The sequence below is a fragment of the Streptomyces sp. NBC_00316 genome (assembly GCF_036158715.1).
Lineage (GTDB): Bacteria > Actinomycetota > Actinomycetes > Streptomycetales > Streptomycetaceae > Streptomyces.
The window spans coordinates 3,997,221-4,011,611 of the sequence record NZ_CP108023.1 but is presented as its reverse complement, the minus strand read 5'-3'; the positions used below and the strand labels follow the sequence as shown (position 1 = coordinate 4,011,611).

Annotated in this window: 11 protein-coding genes; 6 read left to right on the top strand and 5 right to left on the bottom strand. The window is 72.0% G+C overall.

Translation table 11 applies throughout. The features are described from left to right. Positions 1-87: 87 nt before the first annotated feature. Positions 88-1,188, bottom strand: coding sequence for a citrate synthase 2 (locus OG878_RS17810; protein ID WP_328887695.1), 1,101 nt, complete (start codon positions 1,186-1,188; stop codon positions 88-90). A gap of 225 nt (positions 1,189-1,413) precedes the next feature. Between OG878_RS17810 and pdxH the strand changes: the two genes are divergently transcribed. Together pdxH and OG878_RS17800 are read left to right on the top strand one after the other, a co-directional pair. Then, positions 1,414-2,040: a pyridoxamine 5'-phosphate oxidase gene (pdxH, locus tag OG878_RS17805; protein ID WP_328891283.1), complete on the top strand. Its 627-nt coding sequence runs from the start codon at positions 1,414-1,416 to the stop codon at positions 2,038-2,040. Positions 2,041-2,913: 873 nt separating this feature from the next. Beyond that, on the top strand, positions 2,914-4,266 hold the full coding sequence (locus tag OG878_RS17800; protein ID WP_328887694.1) for a PAS domain-containing protein: 1,353 nt from the start codon (positions 2,914-2,916) through the stop codon (positions 4,264-4,266). A 63-nt stretch (positions 4,267-4,329) separates the two neighbouring features. Here OG878_RS17800 and OG878_RS17795 read toward each other — a convergent pair whose 3' ends face one another. Then, on the bottom strand, positions 4,330-5,097 hold the full coding sequence (locus tag OG878_RS17795; protein WP_328887693.1) for an SIS domain-containing protein: 768 nt from the start codon (positions 5,095-5,097) through the stop codon (positions 4,330-4,332). 211 nt (positions 5,098-5,308) lie between these two features. Here OG878_RS17795 and OG878_RS17790 point away from each other — a divergent pair, with 211 nt between their 5' ends. Both OG878_RS17790 and OG878_RS17785 read left to right on the top strand, forming a co-directional pair. Then, positions 5,309-6,001 carry a metal-dependent transcriptional regulator gene (locus tag OG878_RS17790; RefSeq protein WP_328887692.1) on the top strand — a complete coding sequence of 231 codons (693 nt, stop codon included), beginning with the start codon at positions 5,309-5,311 and terminating at the stop codon, positions 5,999-6,001. 723 nt (positions 6,002-6,724) lie between these two features. Continuing rightward, complete coding sequence (locus OG878_RS17785) at positions 6,725-7,618, top strand: alpha/beta fold hydrolase (RefSeq protein WP_328891282.1); 894 nt, start codon at positions 6,725-6,727, stop codon at positions 7,616-7,618. A gap of 108 nt (positions 7,619-7,726) precedes the next feature. On the opposite strand, the gene OG878_RS17780 is transcribed toward OG878_RS17785, so the two are convergent. From OG878_RS17780 to OG878_RS17770, 3 genes are read right to left on the bottom strand one after another with little or no spacing between them, the layout of a single operon-like run. Beyond that, the gene (locus OG878_RS17780; protein WP_328887691.1) at positions 7,727-9,379 is read right to left on the bottom strand and encodes a transporter; all 1,653 of its coding nucleotides are present in this window, start codon (positions 9,377-9,379) and stop codon (positions 7,727-7,729) included. Continuing rightward, on the bottom strand, positions 9,376-10,230 hold the full coding sequence (locus OG878_RS17775) for an ABC transporter ATP-binding protein (protein ID WP_328887690.1): 855 nt from the start codon (positions 10,228-10,230) through the stop codon (positions 9,376-9,378). Before OG878_RS17775 ends, OG878_RS17780 begins: the two co-directional genes overlap by 4 nt. A 40-nt stretch (positions 10,231-10,270) precedes the next feature. Next, positions 10,271-10,948 carry a bifunctional DNA primase/polymerase gene (locus tag OG878_RS17770; protein WP_328887689.1) on the bottom strand — a complete coding sequence of 226 codons (678 nt, stop codon included), beginning with the start codon at positions 10,946-10,948 and terminating at the stop codon, positions 10,271-10,273. Positions 10,949-11,258: 310 nt separating this feature from the next. Here OG878_RS17770 and OG878_RS17765 point away from each other — a divergent pair, with 310 nt between their 5' ends. Both OG878_RS17765 and OG878_RS17760 read left to right on the top strand, forming a co-directional pair. Beyond that, positions 11,259-12,641 (top strand): transcriptional regulator, encoded by a 1,383-nt coding sequence (locus OG878_RS17765; protein WP_328887688.1) that lies wholly within the window; start codon positions 11,259-11,261, stop codon positions 12,639-12,641. A gap of 149 nt (positions 12,642-12,790) precedes the next feature. Beyond that, entirely contained in the window at positions 12,791-14,113 is a 1,323-nt protein-coding gene (locus tag OG878_RS17760; protein ID WP_328887687.1) for a hypothetical protein, read from the top strand. The last annotated feature ends 278 nt before the right edge of the window (positions 14,114-14,391 follow it).

Sequence of the window (14,391 nt, the reverse complement as noted above, 5' to 3'; positions counted from 1 at the left end):
CCGCTTCCGCACCGAGTCCCACCCGGCCGGACACGAAGGGCGCGGCGCCCCGGTATGAGACACCGCGCCCGTCCGACACCAGGCGGCTCACCCGGTGATGTCGTCGTACCCCTCGATCTCCCGCGGATTGCGCGCCCCCGGACCGACATACCGCGCCGACGGACGCACCAGCCGCCCCGTCCGCTTCTGCTCCAGGATGTGCGCCGACCAGCCCGCCGTACGCGCGCACGTGAACATCGACGTGAACATGTGCGCCGGGACCTCCGCGAAGTCCAGCATGATCGCCGCCCAGAACTCCACGTTCGTCGCCAGCACCCGGTCCGGGCGCCGCGCGTGCAGCTCCTCGAGCGCCGCCTTCTCCAGCGCCTCCGCCACCTCGAACCGCGGCGCGCCCAACTCCTTCGCCGTGCGCCGCAGCACCCGTGCCCGCGGGTCCTCCGCCCGGTACACCCGGTGCCCGAAGCCCATCAGCCGCTCACCCTTGTCCAGGGCCTTCTTCACGTACGCGGTGGCGTCGCCGGTCCGCTCGATCTCCTCGATCATCCCGAGGACACGCGACGGCGCACCGCCGTGCAGCGGCCCCGACATCGCACCCACCGCACCGGACAGCGCCGCCGCCACATCCGCGCCCGTCGACGCGATGACCCGGGCCGTGAACGTGGAGGCGTTCATGCCGTGCTCGGCGGCCGACGTCCAGTACGCGTCGACGGCCTTCACATGCTTCGGGTCCGGCTCCCCGCGCCAGCGGATCATGAACCGCTCGACGACGGACTGCGCCTTGTCGATCTCGCTCTGCGGCACCATCGGCAGCCCCTGCCCGCGCGCCGACTGGGCGACGTACGACAGCGCCATCACGGCGGCCCGCGCCAGATCGTTGCGCGCGGTCTCCTCGTCGATGTCGAGCAGCGGCTTCAGCCCCCACACCGGCGCCAGCATCGCCAGCGCGGACTGCACATCGACCCGGATGTCACCCGAGTGCACCGGGATCGGGAACGGCTCGGCGGGCGGCAGCCCGGGGTTGAACGCCCCGTCGACCAGCAGACCCCACACGTTCCCGAACGACACATGACCGACGAGATCCTCGATGTCGACCCCGCGGTAGCGGAGCGAGCCGCCCTCCTTGTCGGGTTCGGCGATCTCCGTCTCGAACGCGATGACTCCCTCGAGCCCGGGTACGAAGTCGGACATCATGCGGCTCCCTCGAATTCGGCGGCTGTACGGAGGCCACAGTGGCCTGCCCCAAGATATTGGCGGGTTCCCACGACGCGGGGAAGCGTGACATCCCGCACAGCGCCCGGGATTACCGGTGCGTGGTTGGCACCCCTCCTCACCGGGCAAACTGCGCCGCTGCGGCAGGATGATCCCGTGCCCACCGCAGATTCCCCTTCCGATTCCACCACCGATCCGGCCGCGATGCGCGAGCAGTACCGCTCCGAGGGCTTCACCGAGGACACGCTGGCCGCCGACCCGATGCAGCAGTTCGCCCACTGGTTCCGGCAGATTGCCGCAGGTGGGATGGTCTACGAGCCGAACGCCATGGTGGTCTCCACGGCCACCCCCGACGGCCGCCCGTCCTCCCGCACGGTGCTGCTGAAGAAGTACGACGCCCGGGGTTTCGTCTTCTTCACCAACTACGCCTCCCGCAAGGGGCGCGAACTGGACGCCAACCCGTACGTCTCGCTGCTCTTCCCCTGGCACCCGCTGGCCCGCCAGGTCATCGTCACCGGCACCGCGGCCCGTATCGCCCGCGAGGAGACGGTCGCCTACTTCCGCACCCGTCCGCACGGCTCCCAGCTGGGTGCCTGGGCGAGTGAGCAGTCGTCGCTGATCGGTTCCCGCCAGGAGCTCATCGACCGGTACGAGGAACTGGCGGCCCGCTACCCGGAGGGCGAACGCATCCCCGCGCCCCCCGAGTGGGGCGGCTTCCGCGTCGTACCGGAGACCATCGAGTTCTGGCAGGGCCACGAGAACCGGCTGCACGACCGGCTGCGGTACGTACGCGAGGGCGACGGCTGGCGGGTGGAGCGCCTCAGCCCGTGACCGGGCGGCCCGGACATGCAGAAACCCGCGGGCTCTGGTCCCTCCTTGCGGAGGGGCCGGCCGGACTTACCGGCGAGCCCGCGGGTCGGTGACTGCTTTGGGTTTCGGCAGAGAGCCTGCCGAGGTGCACGATGTGCGACGACGGGCTGTCAGCCCGCAGCCACCTCACGAATCCGATAAGACTGCACTTTTCGGATCACCTCCTTTCGCGTGTGGCCCCAGCCTAGGAACCTTCGGCGAGGGTCTCAACCCTTTTATCGGCGGCTCCTGCCCATCGCTGTACGCATACTGCCCACTTACCGGTGGCACGGTGGCGCGGACGAGGTCTCCGGTGGCGAAGCCATGGTGCTGCCTGCGACGCGGGCGAGTGAGCCGGGGGAGTCCATACCGGTCGGGTGTGGTGCGGGCGTAAGCACCTCGCCCGGTTGTTTTCACGATGTGGACTCGCTGGGGCGCGCGGACTGTCGCATCTCCGGTCCTGTGGTCCGGACGCCCGACGCAGAGGGCATCGAGCGTGTGGGTCTTGGGCAGGCCCATGGCCGTTCGGTTCCACTTTGTTCGGCGGCCCGACGAGGCGTGCACCGGCGTCGAGAGCGTATTGAGGCCTCGGCGAGCAGCCGTCGGGCGGCGTTCATGACTGCGGCGTCACGCAGGGGCGTCTCGATCGGTGAACGGGGCCCCGCAGTAGGCGCAGGTGCGTCCCCATTCGGCGAGCAGGTATTCGCGGATTTCGGTACCCGCCAGGGTGCCGCTGCGGTGAACTCGCACGACAGGCTCGACCCGATTTCCGGAAAGGCGGTGTGTTGTGGGTCACGTTCGAGTTCAATGATCTGACGTGCAGCAATGGCGGACACGTCCTGCAGGGGGTCCGGGATGAGTGCTTCCAGGGGCAGTGGGACCACCGACGCTCTCGGGCCCGATCCGATTCCCGGGTCGGAGCTGCTCGCGGCGTTGCTCGACGGTATGGACGCGGCGCTCTGCGCCTTCGGCGCGGACGGCGCGGTCACCCACTGGAACCGTGAGGCGGAGCGGATTCTCGGCTGGTCGGCCGAGGAGGCCGTGGGGCGCCCCGGGTTCGTGGGGTGGGCGGTGCGCAGTGCGGACGCGGGTGAGGTGCAGGGGCGGTTGATGGCGGCCATGGATGCGCCGGGGCGTCAGGTGCACGAGTTCGCCCTGCTGCGCAAGGACGGCGGGCGGGTGCTCGTACGGATGCAGTCGGCCGGGGTCCGGGGTGCGGACGGCAGGCCGGCCGGGGTGTACTGCGCGTTCAGCGAGGTGCACGCGCAGATCGACCTGGAGCGGTCGATCGCGCTCAGTGAGGCGATGTTCGAGGACACGTCGTGGGGCGTCGTCCTCGTCGATGTGGATCTGCGGCCGACGGTCGTCAACGCGTATGCGGCGCGGGCGCTGGGCGGTGGCCGTACGACGCTGCTGGGGCGTCCGCTCGCGGAGCTGGTCGTGCAGGGGGTGGAGGATCTGGAGGGTGCGCTGCAGCACGTCCTTGCCGAAGGGACGCCGTCCGCGTCCGCGCCCGCCGAGCTCTGGGTGACGCTGCGGACGTCGGACGGTGACCGGCGGCGCTGCTGGCGCAGCGGGTTCCTGCAGTTGGCGTCGCCGCTCGCGGAGGAGCCGGTCCCGCTGGGGGTCGGCTGGCTGTTCCAGGATGTGACGGCCCAGAAGGTGGCGGCGCAGGAGGCGGACCGGGCGCGGTTCCGGTCGAATCAGCTGTACCGGGCGTGCCGGTCGGCGGCCGAGTGCGAGGACCCGATGGAGGCGGCGACGACCTACCTGGATTACGCGCTGGCAGGCTTCGCCGATCATGCGCTGATCGACCTGCTGGTGGGGGAGCGGCTGGTGCGTGCGGCGGCGACCCCGGCCGACGTCCCGGGCCCGTGTCTGCCGGCGACGGGCGGGGGCTTCCCGGTGCGTTACGTCCCGGGGCACCCGGCGCTGCAGGCGGTGGACCGTACGGGTTCGGTGCGGTCCAGTGCGGGTGCGAGTGAGGGGAGTTGGGCGGACGAGCGGCAGTGGCCGAAGGACTCGGTGCACGCCCTGTGCGCGGTGCTGCGCAGCCGGGGCCGCACGCTGGGCGTGGTGACGTTCCTGCGCTCCCCGCACCGTCCGGCGTTCGAGCGCCCGGACGCGGAGTACGCGGAGAGCGTGGCGGCGAGAGTGGCCACGGCGGTGGACCTGTCGCAGACCCTGCCTTCGTCCTCCGCCCTCTGAGGCCCACCGGGTGCCCGAGCGCGTTCGGTGACCGAGGCACGAACGCCCTTCGGACCGCCGCGGTCACCTCCCGTGCTGGTAGAAGATCCGGTCCGCGTACTCGGTCATCACGCGCCTGTTCCACTCGTGTCCACCGTCGACGTTCCCGGACCGCAGCAGCGGCGGCTCGATCCCCCGCTCCACCAGCCGCTCGGCGGCCGTCGCCATCATCGCCTGCATCACCGCGCTCGTGACCACCGTCGACGCGGGGGCGAACGGCGCCTCGATGCCGTCCGCGGTCAGCTCCGCGTCGCCGATGGCGATCTTGCTGTCGAGGACGATGTCGCAGTGGTCCCGCAGGAATCCGCCCGAGCCGTGCCGCGACCGTGTCATGTCCGAGTCCGCGTAGGCCACCGATGTGACGCCGATGACCGTGATCCCGCGATCGCGCGCGCCCTGCGCCATCTCGACGGGCAGCGCGTTGCGCCCGGAGAGCGAGATGATCACGAGCAGGTCGCCGGCGCTCGCCGGGCTGGAGTCGAGCACCGCACCGGCCAGACCGCCCACCCGCTCCAGCGCCGAGCCGAGCGTCGCGGGCATCACGTCGACGCCGAGGGCGCCGGGGACGGCGAGCAGGTTCATCAGGGCCAGCCCGCCGGCCCGGTAGACGACGTCCTGGGCGGCGAGCGACGAGTGGCCGGCGCCGAACGCGAAGAGCCTGCCGCCCGCTGCGACGGTGTCGGCGATCGCGGTCCCGGCCGCCGCGATGTTGCCGGACTCCTCGTCGCGTACGCGCTCCAGCAGGCCGATCGCTGCGTCGAAGAACTGACCGGCCAACGTGCTGTCGCTCATCGAGGAGGCCCTTTCGGCGGGGGTGGGTGACCGTGGGGTGTCCGTGCCGCGGATCACGTTGCGGTCTGGACCACTGACCTGTCAATACCGCCTGTGGCCCGCACATACGGGCCAGGGTTCGGCGGGCACGGCACGGTTGTCGGCGCTATGCGTCAGAATTGGTCCAGGGCCTGCGCACGGCGTTTTCATGTCACAGCATCGAGGGGCACGAATGTCCGGACTGATTGACACAACGGAGATGTATCTCCGCACCATCCTCGAACTCGAAGAGGAAGGCGTCGTCCCCATGCGCGCCCGGATTGCGGAGCGGCTGGACCAGAGCGGTCCGACGGTCAGCCAGACGGTCGCGCGCATGGAGCGTGACGGCCTGGTGCAGGTCGCGGGCGACCGGCATCTGGAGCTGACGGAGGAGGGCCGCCGGCTGGCGACCCGCGTGATGCGCAAGCACCGGCTCGCCGAGTGCCTGCTCGTCGACGTGATCGGCCTGGAGTGGGAGCAGGTGCACGCGGAGGCCTGCCGCTGGGAGCACGTGATGAGCGAGGCCGTGGAGCGCCGCGTGCTGGAGCTGCTGCGGCACCCGACGGAGTCGCCGTACGGGAATCCGATTCCGGGCCTGGAGGAGCTGGGAGAGAAGGCCGAGGCCGACCCGTTCCTCAACGACGGGATGGTCAGTCTGTCGGAGCTCGATCCGGGTTCCGACGGCAAGACCGTGGTGGTGCGCAGGATCGGCGAGCCGATCCAGACGGATGCCCAGCTGATGTATACGTTGCGGCGGGCGGGCGTGCAGCCCGGCTCGGTGGTCAGCGTGACGCAGTCGCCCGGCGGGGTGCTGGTCGGCAGCAGCGGCGAGGCGGCGGAGCTGGACGCCGAAGTCGCCTCGCACGTGTTCGTCGCCAAGCGCTGAACGCACGCACACCACCCGCACGCGCCCGGGGAGGACGCGCGCGCGGCCGCCCCGGACGCTGAACCGTAACGTCCGCTTTCCGTTTTTCCGTCCGGAATTGCAGCGCTCTGACGGTTCGCGTGCCAGGCTGTGGCTGAGGCATACCTGAGAGTGGCGGCCGCCTGGCCACGCGGTCGGGGAGGGAGCAGGGGATGCGCCCGTCGTACTGGCGTGTGAGCCGGAAGGCAGTCGGCCCGAGCCCGAACGCCTCGGCCGGCCACGCAGGCTGCCGGGCGGCCCTGCGTGGACACGCAGCCCGGGCGGCGATGTACGGCCACGCGGGCCGGGCCGCGCCGCTCGGCAGCCCCGCTCCGCCCGCGTACGCCCCGGCGCCCGCAGGCCCGCACGGCCCCGGCGGCCCGTACGCCGGCGCAGGCCGCCCCGCACGCCCCCTGGACATGAGAGGGCCCCGGCGCCGCGCGGCGCCGGGGCCTGTCCTCCCCTGTTCCGACCTGGAGCCCCGAGCTCTCAAGGTCGGTCCCCACGGGCCCTCATCCCCGAGTGGCCCGCCTCCCGCTGAAGATCTCCCCTCCGTGGCCGACGTCAATCCTTGGAGGCCGTCACTCGAACGAGGGGTGTTGCGAGCCGGAGCCCGTTGTTCGAATAAAGGTTCGATAGTCTGGCGTGACGCCACCACGCGGTGAACGAGCGGTGATCGAGGACCCGAAGGGGGTGCCAGGACATATGGTGCGGCGCATCGATGTGACCGGATCCAACGGCGTACGCCTCGCGGCCTGGGAGTTCGCCGACCCGCCCAAAGGGCGCACGGAGGGCGAGCGCGCCCCCGGGGTCTTACTGCTCCATGGACTGATGGGCCGGGCCTCGCACTGGGCGTCCACGACCCGCTGGCTCGCCGAGCGGTACCGGGCCGTCGGCCTCGACCAGCGGGGCCACGGCCGCAGCGAGAAGCCGGCCGAGGGCCCGTACACACGTGACGCGTATGTCGCCGACGCCGAGGCGGCGATCGAACAGCTCGGCCTCGCCCCCGTCACTCTCGTCGGTCACTCGATGGGTGCGCTCACCGCCTGGCAGCTTGCCGCGAAGCGCCCCGACCTCGTCCGGGCCCTGGTCATCTGCGACATGCGGGCCTCCGCGCTCGGCGCGGCCTCGCAGCGGGAGTGGGAGGACTGGTTCAAGTCCTGGCCGGTGCCGTTCGCGACGCTCTCCGACGTACGGAAGTGGTTCGGTGAGGACGACCCCTGGGTGGAGCGGCCGAACCCGTCCCGCGGCGAGTTCTTCGCCGAGGTGATGGCCGAGCGGGCCGACGGCTGGCGGCCGGTCTTCTCCCGCCGCCAGATGCTCCAGTCCCGGGCGACCTGGGTCCACGACGCGCACTGGGAGGAGCTGGCACAGGTCCGGTGCCCGACGCTGGTGCTCCGCGGCCTGGACGGCGAGCTGGGCCGTGCGGAGGCCCAGGAGATGGTCCGCGTACTGCCGCGCGGGCAGTACGCGGAGGTGGCGGACGCCGGTCATCTCGTCCACTACGACCAGCCGGAGGGCTGGCGCGCGGCGGTCGAGCCGTTCCTCGAGCAGTTCGCCGAGGACTCCCAGGCCGACCGCGAACCGGTCTCCTCGTAACGGCAGCCGTCCGGCGCCCGCCGACAGGCGCTCACGGCCCGCCGACGGGTCCCCACGGTCCGCCGCCCGACGCCTGCCGGCGGACCCCACGGCCCGCCCCCACCCGGCTCACCCCTTGCTGACCGCCGCCAGGATCTCCGGGAGCCGGTTCGCCGTGCGGGGAGCCGCCAGCCGCAGCCCGGCCCAGGTGATCAGCGTCCCGTACCCGCCGCCCACCGGAAGCAGCAGCCACAACCAGTCCTCCGCATCGGCGAGATGCAGCCAGATCGTCGCCACGATCATCGGCGCGCACAGCACCGCCGCCGAGACCATGCCACCGAAGATGGAGATCCAGGCGAGCCCTGCCTGCCCCGGTGCCACGTTCTTGAACGCACCGTCCTGGGGTATCGAGTACGGGAAGTTGGCCGACGCCATCGCGCCCGTCGCCAGCATCGCCCCCAGCAGGGCCAGCGAGAGCCCCACGACGCCCGGCAGCACCTGCCAGTCCCCGAGCACCGCCGCCGTCGCCACGCTCACCAGGACCGTGTACGGGAGGGTTATCACCAGCAACGCCAGGGCCCGCGCCCGCAGTTCGAGGTACGCGTCCCGGGTGGAGGAGATCGTCAGAGCCACTATCCAGAAGGCGGAGGTGTCCTGTCCGAACTGGTTGTACATCTGGATGCCGAGCATTCCGGCGGCGAAACACGCGAAGTAGACCGAGCCGGTGCCCTGCACCGCGTTGAGCAACGGCACGATCAGGCCGATGGCGAGCGCCGTCACCCAGGCGGACTTGGTCTTCGGGTCCCGTGCGACGTACCGCAGGGTGCGCCGCATCACCGTCCCCGTACGTCCCTCGGGCAGCAGCGCGGAGAGCCGGGAACCGCCCGCCGCGGACTTCTTGCGGCCCGGATCGGCGGCGGCGAGCGTCGAACCGTCCGGGGCGGTCATCAGCTTCACCAGACTCCGCTGCCACAGCCACACCAGCGCACCCAGTGCGACGACGGAGAGCAACAGTTGCACCACGGCCCGCCCGTACGACCCCTGGGCCGCGGAGTCCACCGCGCCGATCGCCGAGGCGGGCGGCAGCCAGCGCACCACGTCCGCGGCCGGGTCGAGCGCGGCCAGCCCACCGGACCGGCCGAGCCGCTGCGCACCGAAGTTGACGAACTGCATGCCGACCGCGATCACCAGCCCGCTGAGCACCGCCAGATCGCGCCCCCTGCGTGACGTCAGCAGCCGGGTGTTGGCCGTGGCAACGGCCCGCGCCAGTGCCACGCACACCAGCAGTGCCAGCGGCGCGGCCACCACCGCGAACGCCACGGCCGCCGCGCCGTGCGCCACCGCGAACGCCGAGCCGACCACCAGGCAGAGGGTGAACAGCGGCCCGATGCCGATCAGGGACGCCATCAGCAGCGCGCCGACCAGCGGGCGCGGGCGCAGCGGCAGCATCACCAGCCGGCTGGGGTCGAGGGTCTCGTCGCCGCTGGGGAAGAACAGCGGCATGACCGCCCAGCCGAGCGCCAGCAGCGCCGTCAGCAGCACGACGAGCGAGCCCGCGTGCGCGTGGCCGCGCAGCGCGGTCAGACCGATGAGCTGGCCGGCCGCGATCAGCAGCGTGACGACGACGGAGGTGATGTACGCGGCCCGCCGCCCCGACGACTGCCGCAGTCCGTTGCGCAGCAGCGTCAGCTTGAGCCGTACGAAGACGGGGACGAGGCCTTCGCCGCCCCCGCCGTCGGAGGGGCGGGCGGCGGGCGTGACGGGGGCGTCGAGCACGCTCATCGGGCGCCGCCCAGCCAGTCGAGGGAGTCGCCGGTGTCCCGGTTGCTCGCGCCGACGAGTTCGAGGAAGGCGTTCTGAAGGGACGAGGCCCCGCCGCGTACATCGGCGAGAGTGCCCTGGGCCCGGATCGTGCCGCCTGCCATCACGGCCACCCAGTCGCACAGCGACTCGACGAGCTCCATCACATGGCTGGAGAAGACGACGGTCGCCCCCGAGCCGGTGTACCGCTCGAGAACCCCGCGGATGGTCTGCGCGGAGACCGGGTCGACGCCCTCGAACGGTTCGTCCAGGAACAGCACTTCGGGGTTGTGCAGCAGCGCGGCCGCAAGCCCGATCTTCTTGCGCATGCCGGTGGAGTAGTCGATGACCAGCTTGTGCTGGGCGCCCGCCAGGTCCAGTACGTCCAGGAGCTGGGTGGCCCGCTTGTCGACCTCGGCGCCCGGCAGACCGCGCAACCGGCCGGTGTACGCCAGGAGTTCACGCCCTGAGAGGCGGTCGAAGAGCCGCAGCCCCTCCGGCAGGACGCCGATCCTGGCCTTCACGTCGACCGGGTCGCGCCAGACGTCGCGCCCGCCGACCTCGATCGTCCCGTGGTCGGGCCGGAGCAGCCCGGTCACCATCGACAGCGTGGTGGTCTTGCCCGCACCGTTGGGTCCGACCAGTCCGATGAACTTGCCTGCGGGCAGCTCCAGATCGATCCCGGCGACCGCGACCTGTTCGCCGAACCGCTTCCAGAGGCCCTGTACACGGACGGCGGGCGGCGCCGTGGGCGCTTCGCCCGCCTCCCCCGTGCTCCTCGGTGCGGATCCTGCTGCGGGTGCTGTCCCGCCCGGCGGTGTCGGGTCCGACATGGTGCACTGCCTTTCGCTGTCCCCGTTCATGGGGGACAGACTACGAAAGGCGTGCGCGTGCGTCGGCGGCTTCCCGCCCACAGGCGTAGGCGAGCGGACTGATCAGCTCCACCGCATCCGGCAGCCACCGGTTGGCGGGGGTGGGTCGACGGGCCCACTGCACCGCACCGCGCCCGCCGACCCGGGTCGGCGGCCCCGCCACGTAGTGGCCCTCGCCGCGGCCGAACAGGCCGATGGTGGGGGCGCTCCAGCCCAGCTTCCTCACGAGATCGTCCACTTTGGCCGCCGCGCCGGGCAGCACGAAGAAGAGCATCCGGCGGTCGGGGGTGCAGGTGACGGGGCCGAGCGGCAGACTCATCCGCTCCATCCGGGCCAGTGCCAGGAAGCCGGCGGACTCCGGTACGTCGATCGCGTCGAAGGTGCGTCCGGTGGGCAACAGGACCGAGGCCCGCGGGTGCTTGGACCACATCCGGCGGACCGCGGCGGCGCTGCCGGTCGACTGGCTCGCCCAGTCGGGCCGGGCGGGGTGGGCGCCGGGAGCGGCGCAGCGGGCCTCCCCGCACGAGCACTGTTCCGCCCCCGCCACCGCCTCCAGCCAGGTGCCGGGGAGCACGTCCCAGTGCCGCTCTTCCGTGTACCGCACTGCGGCGTCGAGCAGTTGCTCTCCTCGTTGTTCGGGGACCTGTGCGGCTTCCGTGACTTTGATGGGCTCTTCCACGAACACCTCAACTCCCGCAACCACCTGGGGTTACGGGCGTGGCGAACGCGGCTGCGGCGCAACGATCCTGCACGTGGGGCGCATGGATGCATGGGTGGGGGCGCGCATGAGGCGGTGCGTCGCGGGGCGGGTAGCCACATGGGGGGAATCCGGAACAGTTCGCCCAGGGCGATTACGTACCGAACGTCAACAAAGTCATGAGGAACGTGGTGAACATCGTGAAGGCCACCAACACGATGAATGTGTGCATTTCTTGTGTAATCACCGGGCAGTGATCTCCTCATCGATCACTGCGGTCTCAGGGGGAAACATGGCAGCCAGGCCTCTCGTCGCCCGCCAGCCGAACGAACGGCTCCAGGCGCTCATCCAGGAAGCCGGATGTTCCCATGCGGGACTTGCCCGGCGGGTCAACATGGTCGGTGCGGAGCGCGGTCTCGACCTCCGCTACGACAAGACCTCCGTGGCCCGCTGGCTGCGCGGACAGCAACCCCGCGGCCGGGCACCGGGAATCATCGCCGAGGCGCTCGGCCGCAAACTCGCCCGTACGGTCACGATCGACGAGATCGGCATGGCCAACGGCAAGAATCTGGCCTCCGGCATCGGACTGCAGTTCGCGCCGACCGTGACCGGCGCGATCGAGCAGGTCTGCGAGCTGTGGCGCAGCGATGTCGGCCGCCGCGACTTCCTGTCCGGTTCGGCGGTCGCTTCCTCGGCGCTGGTCGAGCCCAGCCGGGACTGGCTGATCACCGCCGCCGATCCGCTGGTGGCGCGGCCCGCCGGGGCCCGGGTCGGGATGTCTGACGTCGAGGCGGTGCGGGCGATGACGGCCGCGCTGGTCGACCTCGACCACCGGTTCGGCAGCGGGCACGTCCGGCCGGTCCTGGTGCACTACCTGAACAGCGTGGTGTCCGGGCTGCTGTCGGGGGCGTACCGCGAATCGGTGGGGCGGCAGCTTTTCGCGGCTGTCGCGCGGCTCACCGAGCTCGCCGGGTACATGGCGGTGGACACGGGGCAGCCGGGGCTCGCCCAGCGGTACTACATCCAGGCGCTGCGCCTGGCGCAGGCGGCGGGCGACCGGGCGTACGGCGGGTATGTGCTGGCCGCGTCGATGAGCCATCTCGCGGCGCAGCTCGGCAACCCGCGGGAGATCGCACAGCTGGCGCGGGCCGCCCAGGAGGGGGCGCGCGGGCGGGTCACCCCGCGCGCGGAGGCGATGTTCCACGCGGCGGAGGCGCGCGGTCACGCGCTGCTCGGCGACGCCCGCACCTGCCAGGAGGCGATGGGCCGGGCGCTCACGGCACTGGAGCACGCCGCGCCGGACACGGGCGACGACCCGACCTGGATCGCCCACTTCGACCACGCCTATCTGGCCGACGAGCTCGCGCACTGCCACCGCGACCTCGGACAGGCGGAGGCGGCCGCCGGCCGGGCGGCGGAGTCCCTGGCCGGCCACCCGGAGTCCCGGGCCCGCCGCCGCGGCATCGGCCTGGTGCTGCTCGCCACGGCGCAGGTGCAGCTGCGCGAGGTGGAGCAGGCGTGTCACACGGGGACGCGGGCGATGGAGCTGCTGGGGACGGTCCGGTCCGGCCGGGGCGCGGAGTATCTGGACGATCTGCAGCAGCGGCTGGTGCCGTACGGGGACGAGCCTGCGGTACGGGAGTTCGGGGCGCGGCTGGAACTCCAGGCGGCCTGACCGGCGGTGACTCATCACTGCGTCACGGCGACGCTGCGTGTTGCTGCCCGGGCGAAGGGAGGTCCGGTGACAACGGGCGCTTGGCACAGGGCGGTAGCCACCCGATAGCGTGAGCCGACGATGCCGTAGGTATACACGTAGGAGTCCCGGTGACGCAGAGCGGACAGGGTGACGAACAGCAGCTCCCTGCTGTACGGCCCGCGCACGAAGGTGTCGTGCTGCCCGCAGGTGGCGGCGAGCCCTGGATACCGGGCGGACAGGCCGGTCAGGCCGTTCCGGCGGGCGGGGAGCCGTGGGGCCGGCCCTGGGGTGCGCAGGCGCCGCACGGCCAGTACGACCAGCAGGGCCAGTACGGCCAGGGTCCGGTGGCGTACGGGCACGAACCGCAGCCCCAGCCGTATGCGCAGCCGCTGCCCCCGGAGGCCGTGCCGGGCGCGGGCATGGGTGCGGACGCGGATGCCACGCAGTACATCGCGCCGGTCCCGGCCGGTCCCGCGCCGGGTGGCCTGCCACCCGAGGGCCCCGCGGAGGCCACCCAGTTCCTGGCGCACGCCCAGCCGCCCGCAGCGGCCTCCGACGCCGACGCGACCCAGTACATCCCGCCGGTGCCCGGCGGGACCCCGTACGGCATCAGGCCCGGAACCCCTGGCGAGCGGCAGCCGCCCGCCGAGTTCGACAACCTGTTCCGCAGCGAGGAACCCGCGGGCGCCACACAGCAGATGCCGCGGTTCGACCCCGGGCCGGCGGCGCCGTACCAGGCCGGCCGGCAGCAGCCCCCTTACCAGCAGCCGCAGATGCAGCAGCAGCACAGCGACCCGCCGCAGGGGCGGGCCGGGCAGCGCAAGAAGCCCTCGCACATTCCGCTGATCGCGGCAGTCGTCGTGGGCTGCGCGATCGTCGGGCTCGGGGCGGGTGCGCTGATGAGCGGCGGCGACGACAAGAAGGACGACAAGCAGGCGGTGGCCGCGTCGAGTTCACCCGCCGCGAAGCCGTCCGGCCAGGCGGCGGCCGACCCGGCGAAGCCGCAGGCCGAGGAGCTCGACAAGCTGCTGGCGGACAGCAACAACAGCCGCTCCGCGGTGATCGGGGCCGTCGAGAAGACCAAGTCCTGCAAGGACCTGGACCAGGCGGTCGCGGACCTGCAGGGCGCCGCCCGGCAGCGTCGCGAACTGGTGACGCGGCTGCAGGGGCTGTCCGTCGACAAGCTGCCGAACCATGCGCAGCTGACCGCGGCGCTCACGAAGGCCTGGCAGGCGTCGGCCTCGGCCGACGACCACTACGCGGCGTGGGCCGGGCAGGCCAAGGACGGCAAGAAGGTGTGCCGGCACGGCAAGGCGCGGGCGACGCCGGAGAAGTCTCAGGCGGACCGGGCGAGCGGCGACGCGAGCATGGCCAAGCAGCAGGCGTCGGGGCTGTGGAATGCGATCGCCTCGAAGTACGGGCTGACCCGCCGGACGGCGACGGAGCTCTGACCCGACGCGGGGCGGGGCGGTGGGGGTGCGCCTGCGGCGGGCCTGTTCCCCGCCCCTTCCCGCCAGACCCTGGTGCATTGACCGGAAAGGTTCACCGGCTGGCGCCGCCCGGTGCGGCACCTCGCCGCGTTGTCGCATCACCCGAGTACATCCCGTACGCGGGCGATGCTCCGCCTTGCGATGCACTGCACCGGACGCCGCGAGCTTCCCGGCAAACCTTTCCGGTCACAGCACCAGGCCGCGTGCCGGGGGCTCTCAAACCCGGCCTTCGCTTCCCC

Excerpts from the sequence above, each read along its gene's own strand:
- OG878_RS17775 (WP_328887690.1), bottom strand. The coding sequence starts at position 10,230 with ATGTCGGACCCGACACCGCCGGGCGGGACAGCACCCGCAGCAGGATCC.
- OG878_RS17810 (WP_328887695.1), bottom strand. The coding sequence starts at position 1,188 with ATGTCCGACTTCGTACCCGGGCTCGAGGGAGTCATCGCGTTCGAGACG.
- OG878_RS17800 (WP_328887694.1), top strand. The coding sequence starts at position 2,914 with ATGAGTGCTTCCAGGGGCAGTGGGACCACCGACGCTCTCGGGCCCGAT.
- pdxH (WP_328891283.1), top strand. The coding sequence starts at position 1,414 with ATGCGCGAGCAGTACCGCTCCGAGGGCTTCACCGAGGACACGCTGGCC.
- OG878_RS17780 (WP_328887691.1), bottom strand. The coding sequence starts at position 9,379 with ATGAGCGTGCTCGACGCCCCCGTCACGCCCGCCGCCCGCCCCTCCGAC.
- OG878_RS17795 (WP_328887693.1), bottom strand. The coding sequence starts at position 5,097 with ATGAGCGACAGCACGTTGGCCGGTCAGTTCTTCGACGCAGCGATCGGC.
- OG878_RS17785 (WP_328891282.1), top strand. The coding sequence starts at position 6,725 with ATGGTGCGGCGCATCGATGTGACCGGATCCAACGGCGTACGCCTCGCG.
- OG878_RS17765 (WP_328887688.1), top strand. The coding sequence starts at position 11,259 with ATGGCAGCCAGGCCTCTCGTCGCCCGCCAGCCGAACGAACGGCTCCAG.
- OG878_RS17790 (WP_328887692.1), top strand. The coding sequence starts at position 5,309 with ATGTCCGGACTGATTGACACAACGGAGATGTATCTCCGCACCATCCTC.